The sequence below is a fragment of the Reichenbachiella agarivorans genome (genome assembly GCF_025502585.1).
GTDB classification, from domain to species: Bacteria; Bacteroidota; Bacteroidia; order Cytophagales; family Cyclobacteriaceae; genus Reichenbachiella; species Reichenbachiella agarivorans.
The window spans coordinates 26,494-50,429 of sequence record NZ_CP106679.1 but is presented as its reverse complement, the minus strand read 5'-3'; the positions used below and the strand labels follow the sequence as shown (position 1 = coordinate 50,429).

Sequence of the window (23,936 nt, the reverse complement as noted above, 5' to 3'; positions counted from 1 at the left end):
TAAAGAACCAAGACACAGGATTGGAGCGAGGACTACAAAACTGATTCACTTTCTGTCTTGACTCTTGGTTCTTAATTCTACTCTCGTATTCAACTCTTGTTACTAGCATTAAATAGTTTTTGCTTTTCTTCTTTGCTCAGGCTTTCATAGCCAGATTGCGATATTTTGTCCAAAATCGCATCAATCTCCGCTTGGTTGGCGATGTTGTGTCCTGTGCTTGATGTAGTCTTACTAGTTGTAGCGCTTCGATTTTCCGTTTTAGCTCTCTTGTGAGACACTTTGATAGGAGCTTGTTTGGTAAACAAGCTCTTGAAAAATGACATCACGCCACCAATCCATAGACCCCAGTCCGTTCCAGATTGCAACTGCTTGATATAGACATAGCCGATAAAAGCACCTCCCAAATGTGCTATATTGCCTCCAGCATTGCCTCCCACAGTACCCAAAAACGAAATCAAGATATAGAATCCTGCGATGTACTTGATCTTGACAGGGCCTAAAAACATCAGATAAAAGGTGTAATTGGGTAGTAGGGTTGCTGCTGCTAACGTGATGGCATAGACTGCCGCAGAGGCTCCTACCATTCCTGGGAAATTGGACCTGTCGATGTAGTAGGGGATCAAATTGTAAACTAAGAGATAGATAATGCCACCCGCCAGTGCACCAAGTACGTATAGGTTGATGAGTTTTTGATTGCCCAGATACTCAACGATTAATTTGCCAAACCAGTACAAAACGAGCATGTTGAACAGGATATGAAAAATGCTGTTCAGGCTATGCGCGAAAGCATAAGTGATAAGCGTCCATGGTCGCTGAATGAAATCTGCAAAAGCAGGAGGGATGCTAAACTGATCGTACACAAAATTCGAAATAAACTCTACACCTGCGATTTTCCCGAAAATGTTAAGTACTGCTAGTACCAGAAAAATAACCACATTGATAATGATGATTTGCGGCAGAGCATTGTTTGGTCTCCTCCATGCGTTTTTGAAATCATCAAGTAAATTATCCATAGATATATCGTCTATTATTTAATAAAAATCACGTCCGTTTCTTGCCCAGTACTTCAGTAGGACAAAGGCAATGAGCATACCACTCAAGTGTGCCAAATGGGCGACATTGTCTGTTCCACTCCTGTTAATTTCCGAATAAAGTTCATAAGCTCCATAGAAAAACACCAAATATTTTGCCTTGATGGGTATGGGAGGAAATAGCAGAATCAATTGAGTATTGGGAAAGAGCATGCCGAAGGCCATCAGTATGCCGAAAACCGCCCCTGATGCCCCTACCATAGGTATGTTGACCATGTCTTCGTACATTCTATTGACGATTGACACTGCCTGACTGGTGTAGCTGAGATCATCCGCATGCTCGTAATACTGATCTGCAAAGTCTCCTAACTTGACCATGTCATAACCTCGGTTGTAATTATGGATGTAAATGTAAAAGTCCTCAGGGTTGGGGTTGTCTACAAACTGCTCTTTGGCGTTGCTCAGGTTGTTTTTTTCGATCGTGTCAGCCACTCCATAGAGTAGACCAGCACCGATACCTGTGATCAGGTAGAAAATAAGGAATTTTTTGGATCCCCAAACTCTCTCCAGCATAGGTCCGAATATCAGTACAGCAAACATGTTGCTCAGTACATGCATGAAACTGGCATGCAACCACATGTAGGTGACGTATTGAAAAATAAAAAAACCAGACGAGAATATGTAGTGTACACCAAAGAGGTGCGACAAGTCTAGCTTGAGCAAAGAGCCTATTAAGAAAATCCCGATGTTGATTATCAGGATGTTTTTGACCATGGGTGTCAGATTGAACATTTATTTGTACTTAAAAAATTCTACAATTTTTTCGAGCCCTAAGATAACAAATGTAGGAGTACCATTAGGAGTATAATTGGGTTGATCGCAGGCAAACAAACGATCGATGAGACTTTTGAGTTCGACGATTTCTTTGGAAATTTTCGTACGACTCGCAGATCTCTTGGCAATGGATCTGGCAATGTTTTCTTGTTTGTTGAGTGAAAGTTCGGATTTGTTGAACTTGAACTGTTCAATCAATCCTTCCAACAATTCCTTTTCGTTGATGTTTTGGGCATCAGCAGGCACACCATTGATGGAGATGCTATGCCCTCCGAATATTTCAAATTCAAATCCTAATGCAGAGATTTCGCTTTCCAATTCCATGACCAATGAGAAGTCGCCAGGACTGAGCTCTAAATGGACAGGGAATAGACATTTCTGGGACATCCCTGTCTTGTTGCTGAGTGTATGTTTGTACTTCTCGTAGAGGATTCGCTCATGTGCCAGTACAGCATCCAATATCATGACGCCAGACTTGACCTGCTTCATCACGTATTTTTCGTGCATGAGTATGGGGTCTGACGTATTGACCTGTGCGGTAGACATCTGAGAAGAGATTTCCATTTGCACTTTTTCCTGTCGGTCATCCGCCTTGTTTTGATCAAAACCAGCCATTTCTTCTTGTCGGATTTCGGCTGGAGACAGGGTAGATTCATTGATAGCGCTCTCATAGAGACTTTCCCATCTGGCTGATTTGCCTTGTTGATGGTCTATAGACTTGAAATTGCCATAACTTTTGTCCTTGGTAGCAGTGCCAGACTCGAATTTGTAGCTATGTACTGCGAAATTCTCAAAATTGACATCTGTATGAAAATCCAATGAAGGAGTCACGTTGTGTGTGCCCAAAGCCTGTTTTACAGCAGATTTGATGATGCCATAGACACTCCTTTCATCTTCAAATTTGATCTCTGTTTTGGTTGGGTGTACGTTGATGTCAATACGCGCAGGATCCATCTCTAAGTACAGGGCGTAAAACGGGTGCTGATCGTCTTTGATTAATCCCTCAAACGCTCCCTGAACAGCATGGTTCAAATAGCCACTTTTGATAAACCGATTGTTCACAAAAAAGAATTGTTCTCCTCTTGTCTTCTTGGCATGCTCGGGTTTACCTATATATCCAGTGATTTTGAGCCATTCTGTTTCTTCATGACATGCGATCATCTGGCTTTGGTAGTTTTTTCCAAAGAGGTGGACGATTCTCTGACTTAGTTTTCCTCCTGGGGCGTTGTAGATTTCCTTGTCGTTTTGCGTGAGATGCATGCTGACCTGAGGATTGGCTAGAGCGACTCTTTGAAACTCGTCTATGATGTGGCGCATTTCTACAGGATTGCTTTTGAGGAAATTCCTTCGGGCAGGTACGTTGAAGAATAGGTTTTTCACTGCTATAGACGTGCCTTTGTTCATCGTGTCTGGTGACTGATGTTTCACTTCTGAGGCTTCTATCAAGATAGAGGTGCCTAGTTCTTTCGATTCGGTTTTGGTTTTGAGTTCGACGCGAGCTACTGCCGCAATAGATGCCAAAGCTTCTCCACGAAAACCCATCGTGCGGATATTGAACAAATCCTGCGAGGTTCGGATTTTAGATGTCGCATGTCGCTCAAAACTCATACGGGCATCCGTTTCGCTCATGCCTTTGCCATCATCCACGACTTGAATCAGATTTTTTCCTGCATCAGATACGATTAGCTGAATTTTGCTACTCTCCGCATCAATACTGTTTTCGAGCAATTCCTTTACAACGGACGCTGGACGTTGGACGACTTCACCCGCAGCTATTTGATTGGCAATTGCATCAGGCAATAAGTGAATGATGTCTTGCATTAATGTGTAGGTGATTTTTTCTTTTTGAGTCGAAAATAAAAATACAATGGAGAAAGCACCAGAAAAATGTAGAACACGTCATTGCCAACGAACAACCATCCTACCACAACGCCAAATATGGCTGCTGCCAGTAGCAATTGGACGATAGATGTTTGGTTAGATTTTTTTTCCCTCTTGCCAAATGCCGCTGAAATACTTGACTTGTATTCCATGGAAGAATCACCTGCATCAATGCCTGCTTGTCTGGCACGGGCAGCTTTCATTTTGGTGTCTATTTCTTCCTTGATAGGATCATAATAGCGAGGCTCGTAGCTAAATTGACTGTATTTGGTGGTTTTTATGAAAGAAGGAAATTTCATAATACGCGATTGAATTTCTTGTCGTTAATAGTTTATGGCACTGTTTATGTAAGTTTTTTGTTGTCACATTGATTGTGATTGTTACAAAAAATCTTTTTATTACTATCCACCCACCTGTAGTAGATATTCATTGTTGGTATGCAAACTTACTTAGAATATAATTTATTACGTCCTTTCATCGCACGGGTTGGGTTAATCTTTTTACTCCTTTCCTGTCTGTCATGGGATGCAACCTGCGGAGACTTAGAGAATTCAGCAGACAGAGATTCTATGTATATCGCGTGGAACAAGAGTAAATCACACCTCCCTGTCATCTACTATGATTTTCAAGATTTTGGAGATTACAACCAGAGAGTTGCTCTCGAAGGGTTGATTTTAACCTATGGTATTGGTGCTGTTTACCTTAGCGATGGCAATTATGAGGCAGTACGTGAGTGGATTCAAAATATTCAGCATGTAGCAGAAACGCCACCCCTCTTTGTCGCCAAAGCCAAAGGCGTGTTCGAACTACCTTTTGGACAACTGGAATCATTGCCTGATGACGAAGTAGTGGAGTGTCTCAGGGATAATGTCATGGTCAAGCAATTGGCTGAGAATAATGCCTCACTGTTGCATGGGATGGGTGTGGGGTTGTTGCATTTTGATCGATTCCCTAGCTACTATGGAGATGCAGAAGCTGGTAAGGTGCTACAGTACCTACAGACCTTGCAAGATCGAGGGATTCACTTATCGTTTGGTAATGATTGTGCCGAATTTATTGGTAAGTATCAGGATGAAATCAACTGGACCAAAGTGGATTGGTTGGAGTCACGTGCCATAGCTGATGAGGCATTGACCAAGAAAAAATTGCGAAGACGCTTTTTGAGAGAAACAGATTTTGATGGATTGATCATAGAAACTTTCGAAATGGGAAGTTTGCTAGATAGTAAAAAAAATCAATGGGTATTGGGGATGAGTGCATTGGTAGTCAATGAACATATGTCTAGTCATCAGATATTGAATCAACTCTTGGATAGTGAAGTGATGAAAAAATCCTACTTCAAGGAAGCCGTCAAGAGATACTATGATAGGTGGCACCAACTGGAATCTATTCAACCAGTCATTGAGCCATTTTCTGAAAAGTTGTTTGCTAAACTAGCCTATCAATTTACTACTGCTACAGTTACTTTGGTCAAGGATGACAAGGACTATTTTCCTATTCGAGATCTGCGCAGCAATCAGTTTTACTCATTTTCTAGCAGTAGGAACAAGAAGGAGTTTTATCATATGACTGACTTGTACAAATCCAGCCACAAAATGGATTTGTCACAACTACTACTTCCAGTGGATTCGTTGTTGAGGCTGTTTCCTGCCAAGAGCAATTTACTAGTGGATTTATCCAGTGTGATACACTTGCGAGACATTCAGGTTTATCTGGAGCGTTTGCTACTCCTCGAAGACTACCATCAGGTGGGGGTCTTGTATCAAGGTGCTCAGTCTAATATCAGGTATTTGGATCAATTGTCCACATTGATGTGGTCGCCAGACATGAGCATGGCTACCATGAATGTCATGGTGCAGATGGTATTTGGGGCGATGGATATCAAGGGTCAGTTGCCTTCATACCTGACCTTGAGTGGCAAAAGACTAGGTGTACCACGGGAATCTCTTCGTCGACTGAGTTACATCGATCCGTCATTATTAGGAGTGGATGTGTCCAAGTTGGCGATGATAGACAGTTTGGTAGTATATGATATTCGCGAGCAGTCCTTTCCGGGTTGTCAAATATTGATGGTTAAAAATGGGGCCGTGGTATATAGCAAGACATTTGGCTACTTGACTTATGATAGTTTGGAGGAGGTCAAATGGGACTATCTGTATGACATAGCATCAGTGACCAAGACTACTGTGACTGTACCTGTTATTATGAATGAAGTGGCACATGGTGGACTGGATCTCAATGGACGCTTGGGTGATTATTCTGATAGGTATAGGGTTTCGGATAAATCAAATTTGAGGCTAACAGACTTGTTGTCGCATCAGGCAGGGTTGAAATCTTATATACCGTTTTGGCAACATGCCTCCTACATTGCAGACAGTGCAGACTTTTTTTACAAGAAATCCTTGAAAAGAAATAAATACGAGTATTCCAAAATCAATTGGTCCGACTCTATTAGCACCTGGATAGGACAATCCTCATTCAACAGTCTAAAAAATTCAGACAGTACCTACCGCTATTTATACAGTGATTTAGGTTTTATGATCATGAAAGATATAGTGGAGGAGAGAGAAAAAATAACGATAGATCATTTGGTGGACAGCTTGGTTTTTGCTCCTCTTTCGATGGATCACACTTTGTACAATCCGTTGCGTTTTTTTCCAGAGAGTCAAATTGCACCAACTGAATTGGACGGTAGTTTTCGCAACAGTCTGCTCAGGGGACAAGTGCATGATCGCAATGCGGCATTGCTGGGAGGAGTGAGTGGTCATGCGGGCTTATTTTCTAATAGTAATGATCTAGCTAAATACATGGAAATGATGCTGCAACAAGGTTATTATGGTGGGCAACAGGTTTTTGACAGTGTATTGGTACAAACATTTACAGAAATAAACAATGTCAAATACAGCAGAGCTCTAGGCTGGGACAAGCCACGCAGATCAGTGGGGAATACTTCCAAATACGCTTCAGATCAGGCTTTTGGACATACTGGATTTACAGGAACGTCCGTTTGGGCAGATCCTGAGTATGATATGGTCTACATATTTTTGTCCAACAGGATTTATCCAGATCCGCAGAATTACAAACTCATTCGCAACAATACACGTACTAAGATTCACGATTTGATGTATGAGTCAATTTTATCCGAGGATAAGGTTGTGAATCATGAGATGTAAACGCATTTTTGGTTTTAGATCATGATTGGGTCAACACTACATCTGTAGAGTACAAAAATATTATATATGAAAATAGGCATAGTATGCTACCCCACCTATGGTGGGTCTGGAGTAGTGGCAACCGAACTGGGAAAGGCGCTCGCCAAAGAAGGACATGAAATTCACTTTATTACTTACTCTCAACCCACTAGGCTAAGTTTTTTCAACGAAAATCTGTATTATCACGAGGTAGATATCAAGCCCTATCCTTTGTTCCAATACCCACCTTATGAGATTGCATTGGCAAGTAAAATGGTGGATGTAGCCAAGCATGAAGAGCTCGATATTTTTCATGTGCACTATGCTGTCCCTCATGCATCAGCTGCATACATGGCTAGAGAGATCTTAAAATCCGAAGGATATCACATACCTTTTATCACGACGTTGCATGGCACGGATATCACCATAGTAGGTAAGGACGCTTCTTTGGAACCCGTGGTGACATTTTCTATCAATCAGTCCAACGGGATTACTTCTGTTTCTGATGATTTGAGAAAGGATACTTTAAGTCTCTTCAATATACAAAAGGATATAAAAGTCATTCACAATTTTATTGATCTAAAGCGATTCAAAAAACAGAAGAAAGATCATTTTAAAACGGCAATTTGCCCCAATGGAGAAAAATTGATTGTACATACTTCTAACTTTAGAAAAGTAAAAAGAGTAGAGGATGTGGTCAAAGTATTCTGCAAAGTGAGAGAAAAAATACCTGTCAAGTTATTGTTGGTTGGGGATGGGCCTGAAAGGTCACATATCGAGACATTGTCTAGAGATATTGCCTGCAAGGATGGAGATGATGTGAGGTTTTTAGGTAAATTGGAAGCTGTGGAAGAAGTGCTGAGTGTGAGTGACTTATTCTTGATGACTTCAGAAAAGGAAAGCTTTGGATTGGCAGCTCTAGAAGCGATGGCTTGCGAGGTCCCAGTAGTCAGTACCAATGCAGGTGGTTTGCCAGAATTAAATAAGGATGGAGACTCAGGATACTTATGTGATGTAGGAGACATTGACGCGATGGCTGCAGCAGCACTCAAGATTTTGGATGATCAGAATTTGCCCGGTTTCAAGAGCCGTGCTCTGGCAAGAGCTAAGAAGTTTGATATCAAAAACATACTGCCCAAGTATGAAGAATTTTATAGACATACAATAGAAGAATTTAAAAAGACCTTGGTTTAGAAAAGGAAGTAAAATATTTTTACCACAACACATTTTAGAATTAAAACGTAATTGAACATATATTTAATCATATATGGAAACATCACATCAACCTAGGAACTCAGGTACGGGAAAGATTTTTAACAATCCATTTCTCGAAAGATTAACGCGTACACATATTTCTTTACCACTTACAGCCTTCTCGATGATATCAATCTACTTGATCTATCAATCTGTTGCTGTGATGGGTATTGCTGTAGGTACTACCATGCTGTTATTTTTGGGCGGATTACTGTTTTTTACCTTTATAGAATACATGATGCATCGTCATGTTTTTCACATGACTGAAGATACACCTGCCAAAAAGAAATTCGTGTATACTGCTCATGGAGTACATCATGATTACCCTAGGGATAAAGACCGATTGGCCATGCCGTTACCAGTGAGTCTTGTGGTATCGTTTGTGTTCTTTTTGATTTATCGCTTGATCATGGGAGATTATGCATATGCATTTTTACCTGGCTTTTTGATGGGATATGCGGCTTATCTATGGGTACATTATATGGTACACGCGTTTCAACCACCAAAAAATGCTTTGAAAATATGGTGGGTCCACCATGGCATTCATCACTACAAGCAACCAGACCGAGCCTTTGGTGTGAGTTCACCGATTTGGGATTTGGTCTTTAGAACCATGCCTGAAAAAAGTAAATAGCAAACAAAACCCCAGTGATTCAATCATTGGGGTTTTGTTTTTTTAGCATTTCTTTTAGCCTTTTTCTTTTTTATCTTGTCAGGGCTGGGTTCCAAAATTATTTTGAACGTACTATCTCTGATGAACATATACGTGTCATGTACAAGTGAAGCAAATATGGGGCGTCTTCCTGCCATCAGTGTATCAATATGGTGCGATTATTTTTTTCAAATTAATCAATAAATACCAAAACCCTAAACATTAATATTAGTTTTATTGTAAGTACATTAAATCTACAAGATGCAAGGATATCGCTTTACAGATTTTGTTCCACCAGACACCGAAAACGAGAGTACATTCGATAGTCTTTGGAATATTTTCCGAGAATTGCTACTGATCACTTCAGGAGATCCCAATGAAGCATTGAGCTGGCTGACCAACCTTGATAAACAATATGGCATATCCACAGAAGGGTATGGTATAGGTGATTTTATTGAGGATCTGAAAAAACAAGGTTTACTTAGGGACGATCCTGCTGATGGTAAATTAAAGATTACCGCCAAGACTGAGAGTACATTTAGAAAGAGTGCTTTGGAGGAGATTTTTGGTAAGTTGAGAAAATCAGGACATGGCAGTCACAAGACTTTTGTGACAGGTCAGGGTGATGAGAAAAGTGTCGATATGCGTGATTTTCAGTTTGGAGACTCTCCAGACAATATTGCCATGACGGATAGCATCCGCAATGCTCAGATCAACAATGGTTTAGGAGAGTTTTCTTTGACAGAGAGGGATTTGGAGGTAGTAGACAATGAGTATAAAACTCAGACCTCTACAGTGCTGATGATTGATATCAGTCACTCGATGATCTTGTATGGGGAGGATCGGATCACACCTGCTAAGAAAGTAGCGATGGCCTTGTCAGAATTGATTTTGAAGAAGTACAAAAAGGATACACTCGACGTGATAGTATTTGGCAATGACGCATGGCAGATCGAAATCAAAGATTTGCCCTACTTGAGTGTAGGTCCCTATCATACCAATACAGTTGCTGGTTTGGAGTTGGCTATGGATATTTTGCGCAAGCGAAAGAATCAGAACAAGCAAATTTTCATGATTACGGATGGAAAACCTACTTGCATGAAAGTAGGGATCAAATATTACAAGAACAGTTTCGGTTTGGATCCGAAAATTTTAAAAAAGACGATGAATCTAGCGGCAAGTTGTCGCAAATTGAATATTCCCATTACCACATTCATGATTGCATCAGACCCATACCTCAAGCAGTTTGTCAAAGACTTTACAGCAGCCAATAATGGGAATGCGTATTACAGTGATTTGCAGGGATTGGGCAATATTGTGTTTGAAGATTTTAAGAAAAACAGAAGGAAGAACTACAGATGGTGAAAAAATATGAAGAGCTGACAGCAGCTTCTAAATTGTCAATCAAGACAATCGGTGACCTCAAAAAAAGTGGTTATCAATCCCGATCAATCAAAGAAGAACTCAGAGAAAACCTGATTCAGTCGATCAAGAAAAACGAAAATCCATTTGTAGGAATTTTGGGCTATGAGGATACAGTCATCCCAGATGTAGAGAGGGCTATTTTGTCTAGACACAACATCAACCTGCTCGGTCTGAGAGGACAAGCCAAAACCAGATTGGCAAGAATGATGGTCAATCTACTGGACGAGTATGTCCCAGTGGTAGTAGGGAGTGAGCTGAACGATGATCCGCTGAACCCTTTGTCAAAATTTGCTTTTGATCTGATTGCAGAGCAGGGAGATGCTACGCCCATCGCTTGGCTGCATCGTGATGAACGATTTACGGAGAAGTTGGCTACACCAGACGTATCAATTGCCGACTTGATTGGTGATGTAGATCCGATCAAAGCAGCAGCTCTGAAATTGCCTTATTCAGATGAGCGAGTGATTCATTATGGTTTGGTGCCACGATCGCACCGCAGCATTTTTGTGATCAACGAACTTCCAGATTTGCAACCTAGGATACAAGTTGCCTTGTTTAACATCCTGCAAGAGGGAGATATTCAGATCAGAGGGTTCAAATTGCGACTTCCTTTGGACATACAGTTCGTGTTTACGGCCAATCCAGAGGATTACACCAATAGAGGTAGCATCGTGACACCTCTCAAGGATCGATTGGGCAGTCAGATCATTACTCATTATCCTAAATCCATTCATACAGGGCTTAAAATCACAGAGCAAGAAGCAAAAAATGCCAACTTGACGCATGTACATGTCAATGAGGTGGCTAAGCTACTGATCGAACAGATCGCAGTGGAGGCACGATCAAGTGAGTATGTAGATGTAAACAGTGGTGTGTCAGCGAGACTGACCATTTCGTCCTACGAAAACTTAGTTTCCAGCATTGAGCGGAGGTTGTTGAAAAACAAAGAAGAGGAAGGTGCGGTTCGTATGACAGATTTTGTAGGGGTGATTCCTTCAATCACAGGCAAGATCGAGTTGGTGTATGAGGGAGAGCAAGAGGGTCCAGGAATTGTAGCGCACAACCTGATAGGCAAAGCAACAAGGACACTGTTTACGGATTACTTCGAGGATCCAGACGAAGTACGCAAGAGCAAAGAAAAGGCTGATCCCTACAAGAAAATTTCGGAGTGGTTTGGTTCCGAGCATGTCATCGACCTACTCAATGACTACCCAGAGAAGGAGTACAGGAGAGAGCTGGATAAAGTGCCAGGCTTGGCCGATTTGGTCAAAAGGCAAATCAAAGGGCTCAAAGATGATAATCTCAAGTATTTTTTGATGGAGTATGTATTGTTTGCCTTGGTTGAGTATAGCTACCTGAGCAAGTTGACTTTGGAAAATGGAATGCGCATCGATGATTTGATAGGAGGGATGTTTTCAGGCTTTGAAGAAAACGAAGAAGACTTCTAATCTGAATAATTCAGGACATCATTGTAATTATTGAGAAGCCTAACACATTCTTGAGATTCATTTTTTACCTGTTGTCAAATGAAAGTTCTTAGCCTTCAACTTTTTTGCTTTTAACTTTTACCTCCTGAATTGAATAATTCAGGTTTAGTGCTTAACTTTGCGCTCCATTCGAGTGGATGGGTTCTGAGTGTTTCAGAATATGTTTTATTAATGATGCAACCTATGCCCACTGTTGCATTGTATAACAGGGCGCACAATATCATGGCAGAAGAAAACAAAGAAGTTGCAAACGAAGAAGTAGTAAATACTCCTGAGGTTGTAGCTGAAGAGCCTAAAAAAGAAGCTGCAAAGCCTGCAGCAAAAGTGGAAGAGGAATTTAACTGGGATTTGTTCCAGCCAAAAAGCTTCGGAGACGGTTATTCTAGCAAGCAAAGACAAGATTTAGAGTCACTATACGAAGGGACTTTGACTACTATCGATGAAAAAGAAGTAGTGAAAGGAACTGTTGTGAGTATGACAGCTAGAGATATTATCATCAACATCGGATTCAAATCTGATGGATTGGTATCTGCTTCTGAATTCAGAGACATGCCTGATTTGAAGGCTGGTGATGAAGTAGAAGTATTCATCGAAGAGCAAGAGGACAACAACGGTCAATTGGTACTTTCTAGAAAGAAAGCCAAAGTAGTAAGTGCTTGGGAAAATATACAAAAATCTTTCGACCAGGATCTAGTGATCGATGGTATGGTAAAGAGAAGAACCAAAGGTGGTTTGATCGTGGATATCTTCGGAGTAGAAGCGTTCTTGCCTGGTTCACAAATTGACGTGAAGCCTATTAGAGATTTCGACATTTTCGTTGATAAGAAAATGGAAGTGAAAGTGGTGAAAATCAACTACACTAACGATAACGTAGTAGTATCTCACAAAATCTTGATCGAGAAAGATCTTGAAAAACAAAAAGCTCAAATTCTAGAGAACCTAGAGAAAGGTCAAGTACTAGAAGGTGTGATCAAAAACATGACCAACTTCGGTGTATTCATCGACTTGGGTGGTGTAGATGGTTTGCTTCACATTACTGATATTTCTTGGGGTAGAGTCAATCACCCAGATGAGGTGTTGAACCTAGATGAGAAAGTAAATGTTGTTGTTCTTGATTTTGACGATGACAAGAAGAGAATTTCTTTGGGTATGAAGCAGTTGTCAGAGCATCCATGGGATTCTCTAGATAAAACTGTAGAAATCGGAACCAAGGTAAAAGGTAAGATTGTAAATGTTGCTGATTACGGTGCATTCTTGGAGATACAGCCAGGTGTAGAAGGTTTGATTCACGTATCTGAAATGTCTTGGTCTCAGCATTTGAGAAATCCACAAGATTTCATCAAAATCGGTGACGAACTAGAAGCAGTTGTATTGACTATCGATAGAGATGACAGAAAAATGTCTCTAGGTATCAAGCAATTGACTGAGGATCCTTGGACTAAACAAGATGTGTTGACGAAGTATGCAGTAGGTACTGATCACAAAGGAGTGGTAAGAAACTTGACTAACTTCGGATTGTTCATCGAACTAGAAGAAGGTATCGATGGTTTGGTACACGTATCAGACTTGTCATGGACTAAAAAGATCAAGCATCCATCTGAATTCGTCAATGTGAACGAAGAATTGGACGTAAGAGTACTTGAACTAGACGTTGACAACAGAAGATTAGCGTTGGGACACAAACAATTGGAGGAAAACCCATGGGATACTTTCGAAACAGTATTCTCTAAAGGAAGTACTCACAAGTGTACTGTCAACTCAATCATCGACAAAGGAGCAATTCTTGAATTGCCATACGGATTGGAAGGATTCTCTTCTACAAGAAACTTGAAGAAAGAAGACGGTTCTAACCCAGTAGTAGGTGAAAGCCTTGACTTTGTAGTAATTGATTTCTCTAAAGACGAGAGAAGAATTGCTTTGTCTCACGTAGGTACATATAGCGATCACATTGTAGAGAAAGCTCCTGCTAAGGCTGCTGCTAGTAAGAAGGGCGGTGCTAAAGGAGGAAACAATGCAATCGATAAAGTGAATTCAGAGTCAGAAAAATCTACTTTGGGAGATTTGGCTGCTTTGACTGCATTGAAAGAGCAAATGGAAGGTGGCGAAAAGCCAGCTAAGAAAGCTGCTCCAAAAAAGGAAGCTAAAGATTCTGAAGAATCTGCAGAATAAATAAACTATAAAAAGGTGTGCAATTGCGCACACCTTTTTATTCTTAATCTCGTAAGAGAAAAGGGTTGTAATAGCTCAAGAAAAGTTTGGTCATAGACTAAATAATTCTATTTTTGCAACACGAAAATGGTCCTGTGGCCGAGTGGCTAGGCAGAGCTCTGCAAAAGCTCGTACAGCGGTTCGAATCCGCTCGGGACCTCTCCAAAACCTTCACTAGAAACAGTGAAGGTTTTTTTGTTTTGTATCCTAGCTATTTTTACGCATGGTGTGTTTGAGTTAACCTAGTAGCTCACGGTGTACTAGGATGCTTACAAGACCAGCTGAAAAATGGGATAGAATGTTCTATTTTTACAATCAGTGTACAATTTCTATCCTAAATGGATTGAAATCTATCACTGCTTTTTTCAGGATTGGCTTATTTGCGGCAAAGCAATGAGGCAATAATGAAAGATACTTCGAAGATCTATCCACCTAGATTATATTCTTCCCCTATATCTACCCCGATACTATTTCACCTGATTGCTAGCTATCAATAATTAACATTTGAATGGCATTTCATTGTTTAAAATAGCTTTAAATCGCCTATATGGGCGTTTTTGTAGTTTTTGTAAATAATTGGATGATTATAAATATTGCTGAGTTTGTGTTAAATAATGAATAGCCGTTTCGTCACCTAACTGCCAAATTTGACATGTTGCTTTTCTCTCCATGAAGACTAAAAGTATGAGGGATTGCAGCGATAAAAAAATTTCTAAATCAAAAAAGAACTAAGTATGATTAAAGAATTACTATTTGGATCTTCTCTGGCACGACTAGGGAAAATTCTACTGGGTATGATGCTGCTCGTCACGAGCTATTCATCATTTGCTCAGACACAAATCAGCGGTAAGGTAGTCAGCGATCTTGGAGAAGGATTGCCTGGAGCTACGGTTTTGGCAGAAGGTACCTCTGCGGGTACAGTGACAGATTTTGACGGAAACTTTAAACTGTCAGTACCAGAAGGTGCAACCAATTTGGTAGTTAGCTTCATTGGCTACAGTTCACAAACTATAGCGATCAACGGTCGATCTGTTATAGACGTGACACTTCAAGAAGATGCCGAGACCTTGACAGAGGTAGTGATCGTAGGTTACGGTACGCAGAAGAAAAAGGATTTGACAGGTTCTATCACTGGAGTTGACTCTCAGGAAATCAATGAAAGAGGTGTGACAAACCCAATTCAGGCTTTGCAAGGGGCAGTGCCAGGTATTCAAGTTTCAAACTCTACAGGTAGGGTGGGTGATAGCTTCAATGTGGTAGTAAGAGGTAAAGGATCGTTTGGGGACGATTCGAGCCCTTTGTACGTGGTTGATGGTGTGATTGTAGATAATATTGATTTCTTGAACCCTCAGGACATTGCTAAGCTCGACGTACTGAAGGATGCCTCTTCATCAGCTATCTACGGATCGAGAGCTGCCAATGGTGTAGTCATGATTCAAACCAAAGGAGGTGCTAGTGTGCCAAGTGGCACTACTGTAAGTTTTGACGCATACTATGGATTTAAGAATCCAGCGAGATTGCCAGAGATGATGAGTTATGGACAATGGAATGAGTATCATAAGTCAGCATATTACTATGCAAATAGGAATGATCAAACTTTAACTGAAGAGACCTTTTTTGATAAAGTGTATCCTGCTAGTTCAAATTCAGTCTTGAGACAGCGAGTGGCTGACTTAGATGGGTTTGATTGGTATGATGCAGTTCTGCAGTCAGGTATGCAATCCAATAACTATGTTTCGATAGCTCATCGCAATGGCGGGTCTTCTTATACTATTGGAGCAGGTTACCAAAAAGAAACGGGTAACATCGAAAAGGAAGGGTTGGAAAAATTCACGTTGAGATCCAATATTGATCAAGAAATCAACGATAGGCTAAAAGTAGGAGCTGCTTTTACAGTAGCCAAATCAGAAATTCAAAGAGGAAGTCGTTATGCGATGCAAGAGGCTTTTCGTCTGAATCCTTTTTTATCACCATATGCAGTTGATGCTAATATGGAAGAAACTGATGAGTTGTTTCCATTGCCAGGTAAGTTGACTGACCCAAATGATCCTTCTATTTTTCTGATCAACAAGACAAGTACATACAACCCCTTGTTGGAGATAGCTAACTCTAGCGACTTGCAAAGTCAGTGGAACACAATCGGTAATGTGTATTTGCAATACAAGCCAGTGGAATGGATGATATTGAAAACTAGCTTTGCTGGTGGGTTGAGATCATACAGAAGAGGTAAGTACTCAGGTGTATTGACCAATGATGGCTCTGGTAACAACAACTTGGCTTCATCCAGCTCTGAAAACTATCAGAACTTCAATTATGCATGGGATAATCAAGTGAATTTCATCAAGGATTTTGGAAAGCATAGTTTCAATTTGATGGGGCTACAAAGTATCTATGTGGATCAGACTGAAGAATCATTTATTTCTTCCAACAATCAGCCATTTGAAACTGAATTTTACAATGTAGGCTCTGGTCTTCAATCCAGCTACAACTTGAGCAACGAATTTAGAAAGAGTCAGTTGTCGTCTTTTGCGGTAAGATTGAATTACGGCTTCAATGACAAATATTTAATCACCTTGACCAACAGATGGGATGGTTCATCCTTGTTGGCAGAAGGAAACCAGTGGAATTCATTCCCATCCGTAGCAGTTGCGTGGAGATTGAGCAACGAAGCATTTTTGCAAGGCATCTCTGCCATCAATGATTTGAAATTGAGAGTTGGGTACGGAGCTACAGGTAACAACAACATCAATCCATATGCCTCTGTAAACACCTTGACGCAGCAGACATACTATGATTACAATGCTAGTGCTGCGAATGGTTGGGTAGCTACTTCGATTGCAAACAAAGCCCTGACTTGGGAAAGAATGACAGAGTTGAACATAGGTTTAGATTTTGCCTTAATCAACCGTAGACTCAGAGGTTCTATCGATCTGTATGACAGGTTGCATGATGATCTATTGATTGAGCAGACTTTGCCTCTCGAAACGGGATATGAAACCATTGTTGCTAATGCGGGTTCTATGCGCAACAAAGGAGTAGAGTTGATGTTGACAACTACCAATGTACAAACCAGCTTGATTACTTGGGAGACTACATTCACATTTACTAAAAATATCAATACAGTAGAGTCTATTTATGGACAAGACAAAGAGGATGATATTGGTAACAATCTTTTCATTGGGGAGTCGGTAGATACATATTACAATTACAAGTTTGATGGTGTATGGCAGGCAGATGAAGCAGATTTGGCAGCATTGTACAATCAATCAGAAGGTCAAGCAAAAGTGGTAGATGTCAACAATGATGGCGTGATTGATCCAGATGATGACAGGATGCACCTTGGATCTTCTAATCCAGATTGGACAGGAGGATTGATTTCAAGATTGAAAGTAGGTGGTTTTGATTTCAATTTTACAATTTCTACTACTCAGGGTGTATTGGCTTACAGCAGATTCCATGAGAATTTTGAAAACGTGGATGACAGAGGACGTCAAAAATTGGACATTGATGTTTATGTACCTCAAAACAATGTTGGCATTACTCCAAATGCATCTAATTCTTACCCTCAAGCTCAAAACTCAGGTACTTACTGGAAAATATCAGGTGCAGGTGTAGGATACTACAAGGATGCATCATTTGTAAAGGTTAACAATATTTCATTGGGATATTCACTACCGAGTAGTGTATTAGAGAGAATGAAAATTCAACAATTGAGAGTATATGTCAATGTGTTGAATCCATTCACATTCACTGATTATACAGGATTAGATCCTGAGTGGGCAACTGCGTCATTCAGCACAGGAGGTGTGTCTAACATCATCACTCAGGTCGGTCTTAATTTGAAATTTTAAAATAGAGAAAGATGAAAAATATATTTTCGATAATCATATTGGCATTGGTCTTTCTAGTAGGGTGTGATAGCTTTCTGGAAGAAGATAACAGGTCAAATGTCACCGCAGAGGATTTTTATATCACAGAAGAAGGGTATGAAGCATTGGTCAATGCAACTTATTCTTCGTTGAGAGCTCTATATGGACAAGATCCATGGTTGTTTGAGTCTGGCACAGATTTGTACACAGATGGCCGTAACCCATCACCAGTAGGGCTGGCAGATTATACACAATTGAATGCAAATGCAGAGGGAGTGGATTATATCTATCTCAATGCCTATGTATCCATTCAGAGAGCCAATACGGCACTACATTATGCTTCATTAACAGAAGTGACCGACAATCTAGAAAGAGATATTGCAGAGATGAAATTTATCCGAGCAAATGCCTATTTCCTATTGGTTCAGACTTACGGTGGTGTTGCTTTGATTACGGAGTTGGTTGATAAGGCGATTACCAAGTTTGATAGAGCTGAGGCTTCTGATGTCTATGCATTGATTATTCAGGATTTGGAGGAGGCACTGCCTGCAGTACCTAATGGAGCTTTTGAAGGAAGAATTACTCAGAGAGCCGTACAGGATATGTTGGCCAAAGTACATTTGACAAGAGCCTATGAGTCTTTTGGAGATGCAAATGATTTTGCGACTGCCGCTGCTTATGCAGATGCTGCTATCGCAGATCAGACTTTGAATCTTTCATTCGAAGAGCTTTGGACGCCAGGTAATGAGATGAACGAAGAGATTCTATTTTCTGTACAATTTGATGCAACAAGCATCAGCACTGATCCGACAGAGTTAGGACACCAGCAACAGAATTATTTCGGTTCTTATACTGGAGGGAAGGAAATTGCCGGACAAGCTCCATTCAAGACATATAATTTGTGCCCAACCAGATTCGCCTTGGATTTGTTTGAGCAAGGTGATGAAAGGTGGGAAGGCACTTTTATGACTACAGTGTACGAGAGATACTTTGATTACTTCCAAGTAGAAGATCTCACTACCAAAGATGTAGCTCATTTTTACGAACCATTTTGGTATACCACAGCTGATAGTACTGCATATATGAGTGCTTTGACTCCTGAGCAGGCTGCTAAGATTTCTTATCACAGTTATGGTACATTCGATCCAGAGGGTGGAAACATCACTGGAAACTATGCGACAATCATTGTAAAGAAATTTGATGATCCTAAGTCTTTGTTTGCTGAGGGTAACTCAAGTGCTAGTACGAGAGATTTCATTGTGTCTAGATTGGGTGAGACTTATTTGATAGCAGCAGAAGCTTATTTAGGAGCCAACAATACGACCAATGCTTTGGTAAGAATCAACGAGGTGCGTAGAAGAGCTGGTGTTGCAGATTTGACTGCCATTGATATTGATGTGATTTTGGACGAAAGAGGCAAAGAATTGATGGGAGAATACAAGAGATGGTTTGACCTGAAGAGAACAGGCAAGTTGGTAGAGAGAGCTTCTGCCCACAATCCACAAATTACAGCAGCAAGCTTTGTTGGAAATGGGGGTGTTCAGAAAATTCTGAGACCTATTCCTCAATCTGCACTGGATTTGAATCAGAATCCAGATTTTAAGCAGAATCCAGCTTACTCAAAATAATTTCATAGTACTAGATAGATAAATTATGAAGAAGAAAATAAATTATATAGTAGCAATTTTATTCTCAATGTTGGCACTCGCGGCCTGTAATGAGGAGGATGGAAAAGAATCTTTGGTGATCAATATAGATCAATATCCTGTGGATTTTGCGCCAGTAAACTTGGACGAGGAAATCAACCCCGTGACTGGTAATGTGTCGTCGGATACTAAATTGGTAAAGGTTAGTTTTTATGTCGTAAGTGGTGAAGGAGATGCCCCTTTTCAAGAAGTAACAACTTTTGAAGGAAAGGGTACAAGCTATGATTACTCTGTCATACCTCCTTATTCTATTACTACATCATTTGTAAAAATCACTGCCGAAAACGAAGCGGGAGACGTAGCTGAAGTAACTAGGAAAGTGTTAATGACAGGTGGGCCAGATTTGACTTTGGATATGAGTGAGTTTGTCATTGATTTGTCAGTGGAGTCCACAGATACGATCACAGGGATTGTTGAATCTGCTGGGGGTATTCTGACGAAAGTAGACTATTTGATCACAAAAGATGGGACTGAAACGCAATATAAATCAGTAGCTCTTTCTGGTGAGCAGAAAACGGAATATACCATGTTCGAGATTATTACCTTCGAGTTGGGTATGTCATCAATACATGTAGTGGCTACAGATGACAAGGGTAATGTCACTTCTAGTAAAATCAAGGTTTCGGTAGTAGCCTCACCAGTGTTCTTATACTATGAATACACTGGCAAAGAGCTGCATGGCACTGATAAGAGAAAAACTGCTGGCAATGGAATTGGTATTTCTTTGATTGACGGTTCGGTCTATGATATGGCGACCATTACAGCAGATCCTGACGGCAAGGGTATAGATTTCATGATTACCAATGCTGACAATGAGGCCGATAATGTAAGGTACTATTCACCATCGGGTCAGAATGGAGATAAATTTAAATTGAACGAGATTAATGGTGACTTGAATCTGAACATCACAACATTCTCTGTGTTGGATAGAGGGGACGAGGCATTCTTTGATGCAGCGACGAAAGAAGACATCCTTGCAATGACCTTGACAGACGAAGGCGCAAGTACAAGAAATACTGATCTCAGAGGTATAGCTGAAGGTGTTTCCAATGTAGATATCCTCGGTGGTAAAGTAGTTTACTTCGAGACTGCGTGGGGTGCACAGTGTTTGGTGAGATTGACAGAGGTGAAACAAAATCCTGCCAGTAGCACCAAAAAGGGTGATTACTATGTGATGGACTTCAAAGTTGTGTACCAACAGCTATAATGAACATGAAAACAATCAGAACTCATTTGAGTTCTGATTGTTTCTTCCTTAAAAAGAATACAGTCACATTTTCTTATTGAACATTGAAGTATTTACTGAATTTTCTTCTCATAGTATGGATGAGTGGATGTCAGCAGGAACCCTACACCCTTCATCTGGTGGGAGATTCTACGATGGCAGACAAAAAGGATCCAGACCGCAATCCCGAACACGGGTGGGGACAAGTACTGCCTGAGTATTTCGGTACTGAGCTACAAGTACTGAATCATGCCGTCAATGGACGAAGTTCAAAGAGCTTCATGAGTGAAGGTAAGTGGGAAGCAGTAAAACAACAATTGAAAAAAGGGGATTATGTATTCATCCAGTTTGGACACAATGATCAAAAGATAAAGGATAGCCTACGCTACACTCAGCCCTACACTACTTACAGGGATTGTCTACGAACCTATGTGATGGAGAGTAGAGCCTTGGGAGCTAAACCAGTTTTGCTCAGCTCTATCGTGAGACGAAAATTCAATGAGCAGGGAGTGCTGGAAGATACACATGGTGCATATCCTTTTGTCATGCGACAATTGGCCTTGGAAATGAAGGTGCCATTCTTGGATATGCAGTTGAGATCAGAGCAATTGGTGAGTCGATTAGGAGCAGAAGAAGCCAAGAAAATTTATCTCTGGCTGAACCCTGGTGAGTCTGCATACTTGCCTGATGGAAAGCAGGATGATACGCATTTGTCCAATGAAGGTGCACATCACATTGCTGAGTTGGCTATCGAGGAAATGAAGGAATGGGATTTCCCTTTTCTTAAGTATCTAAAAAATTAAAGGTTGGAATGGTGATAGGGGCAATACATATGGACTACACTATTGATTGTGCTGAGTCTGACTCTTTGCAGGTGATCAACAAGCTTACTTTCAGAATCCCAACAGTAAAAGTGCCAGAGATTATCTCGGCGATCTTTTAGCTAAAAGAAACATCTATGACATTAATTAAGAAACATATATATATCGCTCTTCTCTATTTTGCAGCTTGCACACCTACTGCTGAGCAAAAGCAAGAAAGTAAGGGTACTGTGGCTGAGGAGTCTGTCCCGACATACATTCGTATGGCTGATTCAGAATTGCAAAGAAATCCAGACCCACGTTTGATCGACTTCAGAGAGGTTCCCAAATGGGAATATACCAATGGCCTGGTCTGTTCGGCCATCCTGAAAGTGTACGAAAAAACAGGTGATGAAAAATATTTGAACTACGTCAAGTTCTACCTAGACTCCATGATCAACGAAGATGGAAGTATAAAAACCTATAAGAAATCGGATTATAACATAGATCGTGTCAATTCTGGCAAAGCATTGATGGAAGTTTATGACCTGAACAAAACAGAAAAGTACCGTAAAGCGCTGGATACGCTCCGGGCTCAGATGGAAGATCAACCCAGAACCTCTGAGGGTGGATTTTGGCACAAGAAAATCTATCCTAATCAAATGTGGTTGGATGGATTGTACATGGGTTCTCCATTCTTGGCTCAGTATGCAGTGGAATTTGACGAACCTGCTTTGTTTGACGAGGTTGCCAAGCAAATTTACCTAGTTGACAAGTACACCTATGATGCAGACAAGCAGCTCTATTACCATGGCTGGGATGAGAGTCGTGAACAGCGATGGTCAAATCCTGAAACGGGTGTTTCTCCCGAATTTTGGGGTCGTGCGATGGGCTGGTATGCGATGGCATTGGTAGATGTATTGGATTTTATACCTCAAGATCACCCAAAGAGACCAGAGATCATCCAGATACTCAATAAGCTAGTGAAAGGAATCGTGAAGTACCAAGATGCTTCGGGTTTGTGGTGGCAAGTATTGGACAAGGCCAATCAAGAAGGCAATTATTTGGAGACCTCTTGCTCTAGCATGTTTGCTTATGCAATGCTCAAGGCCGTCAAGATGAGCTACATCGATCAGTCATATTTGGCGAATGCCCTGAAAGCCTACGAGGGTATCACCGAAAACAACATAGTAGAAAATGAGAACGGCACTATCAGTCTGACCAATGTATGTGCAGTAGCGGGTTTGGGAGGAGATCCGTACAGAGATGCATCATACCAGTACTATGTGTCTGAACCCAAGAGAGACAACGATCCGAAGGGAGTAGGACCATATATTATGGCTGCTTTGCTTTATGAAGAGTTAAAACCACGACAGTAAATGAAATTCACGACATTGATAGTCTTTATGTTTTTGATAACTGTGCCTGTTTGGGCTCAGTTATCTTCTTATGATTATGTAGTGTCTCAGGACGGGTCAGGTGATTTTGTCACGGTACAGGAGGCGCTAGATGCAGTGCCTGATATTCGAAACCACGTCACGAGAATTTTGATCAAAAATGGTATCTACAAAGAGAAATTGGTACTATCGGGTTCTAAAACCAATGTCTTTTTGATCGGAGAGGACAAGATGCGTACTGTGTTGACCCATGACGACTATGCAGACAAGCTCAATCAGTTTGGTGAAAGAATAGGTACCTCAGGCTCTTCTAGTTTCTATATATATGGAGATGGGTTTAGGGCGCAGAACATAACCTTTGAAAATTCATCTGGACCAGTAGGTCAGGCGGTAGCGGTCAGAGTCGATGCAGACCAGGTTGTGTTTGACAATTGTCGCTTTTTGGGATTCCAAGATACGCTCTACCCTCATGGCAAGAATTCGAGGCAGTATTATCGTCAATGCTACATAGAAGGCACGACAGATTTTATTTTCGGATGGTCTACAGCAGTGTTTGAGGATTGTGAGATTTTTTCCAAAAAGGGAGGGCAATACATCACAGCAGCCAGTACCGAACAAGGGCAATCCTTTGGATTTGTTTTCCTCAATTGTCATTTGACGGGAGATGCTCCTTCTGGGACGGTGTATCTCGGGCGACCGTGGCGGGATTATGCCAAGACGGTATATGTGAATTGCGAAATGGATCAACATATACATTCGCAAGGCTGGCACAATTGGGGCAAGACGCACGCTGAGACTACGGCATACTATGCCGAATACCAATCAACAGGAATAGGTGCCAATACAAATAATAGAGCCAATTGGACGCATCAGTTGACTGATGCGCAGGCCAAAGATTATGAGTTAACCAAAATATTTGATGGATGGAATCCAAACGAAGAGAAAAGTGTGGAGCCATGATTACAAAAAGATACGA

At 40.9% G+C, this 23,936-nt stretch carries 16 protein-coding genes and 1 tRNA gene; 13 read left to right on the top strand and 4 right to left on the bottom strand.

Annotation, left to right across the window (positions count from 1 at the left end):
- Positions 1-89: 89 nt before the first annotated feature.
- Genes N6H18_RS00195 through N6H18_RS00180 form a run of 4 tightly spaced genes read right to left on the bottom strand, consistent with a single transcriptional unit; the run spans position 90 to position 4,045 of the window.
- Entirely contained in the window at positions 90-1,013 is a 924-nt protein-coding gene (locus N6H18_RS00195; RefSeq protein WP_262309829.1) for a rhomboid family protein, read from the bottom strand.
- 18 nt (positions 1,014-1,031) lie between these two features.
- On the bottom strand, positions 1,032-1,823 hold the full coding sequence (locus N6H18_RS00190) for a rhomboid family intramembrane serine protease (RefSeq protein WP_262309828.1): 792 nt from the start codon (positions 1,821-1,823) through the stop codon (positions 1,032-1,034).
- Positions 1,824-3,686, bottom strand: a complete 1,863-nt coding sequence (mutL, locus tag N6H18_RS00185; protein ID WP_262309827.1) for a DNA mismatch repair endonuclease MutL — start codon at positions 3,684-3,686, stop codon at positions 1,824-1,826.
- Positions 3,686-4,045, bottom strand: coding sequence for a hypothetical protein (locus N6H18_RS00180; protein ID WP_262309826.1), 360 nt, complete (start codon positions 4,043-4,045; stop codon positions 3,686-3,688). The genes mutL and N6H18_RS00180 overlap by 1 nt, the downstream gene beginning before the upstream one ends.
- Before the next feature lie 270 nt (positions 4,046-4,315).
- Between N6H18_RS00180 and N6H18_RS00175 the strand changes: the two genes are divergently transcribed.
- The 13 genes from N6H18_RS00175 to N6H18_RS00115 all read left to right on the top strand — a co-directional run bounded on the left by N6H18_RS00175 (position 4,316) and on the right by N6H18_RS00115 (position 23,920).
- Positions 4,316-6,919: a serine hydrolase gene (locus tag N6H18_RS00175; RefSeq protein WP_262309825.1), complete on the top strand. Its 2,604-nt coding sequence runs from the start codon at positions 4,316-4,318 to the stop codon at positions 6,917-6,919.
- A gap of 66 nt (positions 6,920-6,985) precedes the next feature.
- On the top strand, positions 6,986-8,131 hold the full coding sequence (bshA, locus tag N6H18_RS00170; RefSeq protein ID WP_262309824.1) for an N-acetyl-alpha-D-glucosaminyl L-malate synthase BshA: 1,146 nt from the start codon (positions 6,986-6,988) through the stop codon (positions 8,129-8,131).
- Between the two features lie 184 nt (positions 8,132-8,315).
- The gene (locus tag N6H18_RS00165; RefSeq protein WP_316044824.1) at positions 8,316-8,825 is read left to right on the top strand and encodes a sterol desaturase family protein; all 510 of its coding nucleotides are present in this window, start codon (positions 8,316-8,318) and stop codon (positions 8,823-8,825) included.
- A 279-nt stretch (positions 8,826-9,104) separates the two neighbouring features.
- Positions 9,105-10,208, top strand: coding sequence for a vWA domain-containing protein (locus tag N6H18_RS00160; RefSeq protein WP_262309822.1), 1,104 nt, complete (start codon positions 9,105-9,107; stop codon positions 10,206-10,208).
- Positions 10,202-11,716, top strand: coding sequence for a magnesium chelatase (locus tag N6H18_RS00155; protein ID WP_262309821.1), 1,515 nt, complete (start codon positions 10,202-10,204; stop codon positions 11,714-11,716). Before N6H18_RS00160 ends, N6H18_RS00155 begins: the two co-directional genes overlap by 7 nt.
- A 261-nt stretch (positions 11,717-11,977) precedes the next feature.
- Positions 11,978-13,924, top strand: a complete 1,947-nt coding sequence (gene rpsA / locus N6H18_RS00150) for a 30S ribosomal protein S1 (RefSeq protein WP_262309820.1) — start codon at positions 11,978-11,980, stop codon at positions 13,922-13,924.
- Positions 13,925-14,052: 128 nt separating this feature from the next.
- Positions 14,053-14,123, top strand: a tRNA-Cys gene (locus N6H18_RS00145).
- Between the two features lie 574 nt (positions 14,124-14,697).
- Positions 14,698-17,814 carry a SusC/RagA family TonB-linked outer membrane protein gene (locus N6H18_RS00140; protein WP_262309819.1) on the top strand — a complete coding sequence of 1,039 codons (3,117 nt, stop codon included), beginning with the start codon at positions 14,698-14,700 and terminating at the stop codon, positions 17,812-17,814.
- 11 nt (positions 17,815-17,825) lie between these two features.
- A complete protein-coding gene (locus tag N6H18_RS00135) occupies positions 17,826-19,460 on the top strand; it encodes a RagB/SusD family nutrient uptake outer membrane protein (protein WP_262309818.1) in 1,635 nt (544 codons plus the stop codon).
- A 25-nt stretch (positions 19,461-19,485) separates the two neighbouring features.
- Positions 19,486-20,745, top strand: a complete 1,260-nt coding sequence (locus tag N6H18_RS00130) for a hypothetical protein (RefSeq protein ID WP_262309817.1) — start codon at positions 19,486-19,488, stop codon at positions 20,743-20,745.
- Between the two features lie 83 nt (positions 20,746-20,828).
- Complete coding sequence (locus N6H18_RS00125) at positions 20,829-21,566, top strand: rhamnogalacturonan acetylesterase (protein WP_262309816.1); 738 nt, start codon at positions 20,829-20,831, stop codon at positions 21,564-21,566.
- A 155-nt stretch (positions 21,567-21,721) separates the two neighbouring features.
- On the top strand, positions 21,722-22,942 hold the full coding sequence (locus tag N6H18_RS00120) for a glycoside hydrolase family 88/105 protein (protein ID WP_262309815.1): 1,221 nt from the start codon (positions 21,722-21,724) through the stop codon (positions 22,940-22,942).
- Complete coding sequence (locus N6H18_RS00115; protein ID WP_262309814.1) at positions 22,943-23,920, top strand: pectinesterase family protein; 978 nt, start codon at positions 22,943-22,945, stop codon at positions 23,918-23,920. It abuts the gene before it with no gap.
- Positions 23,921-23,936 lie beyond the last annotated feature (16 nt).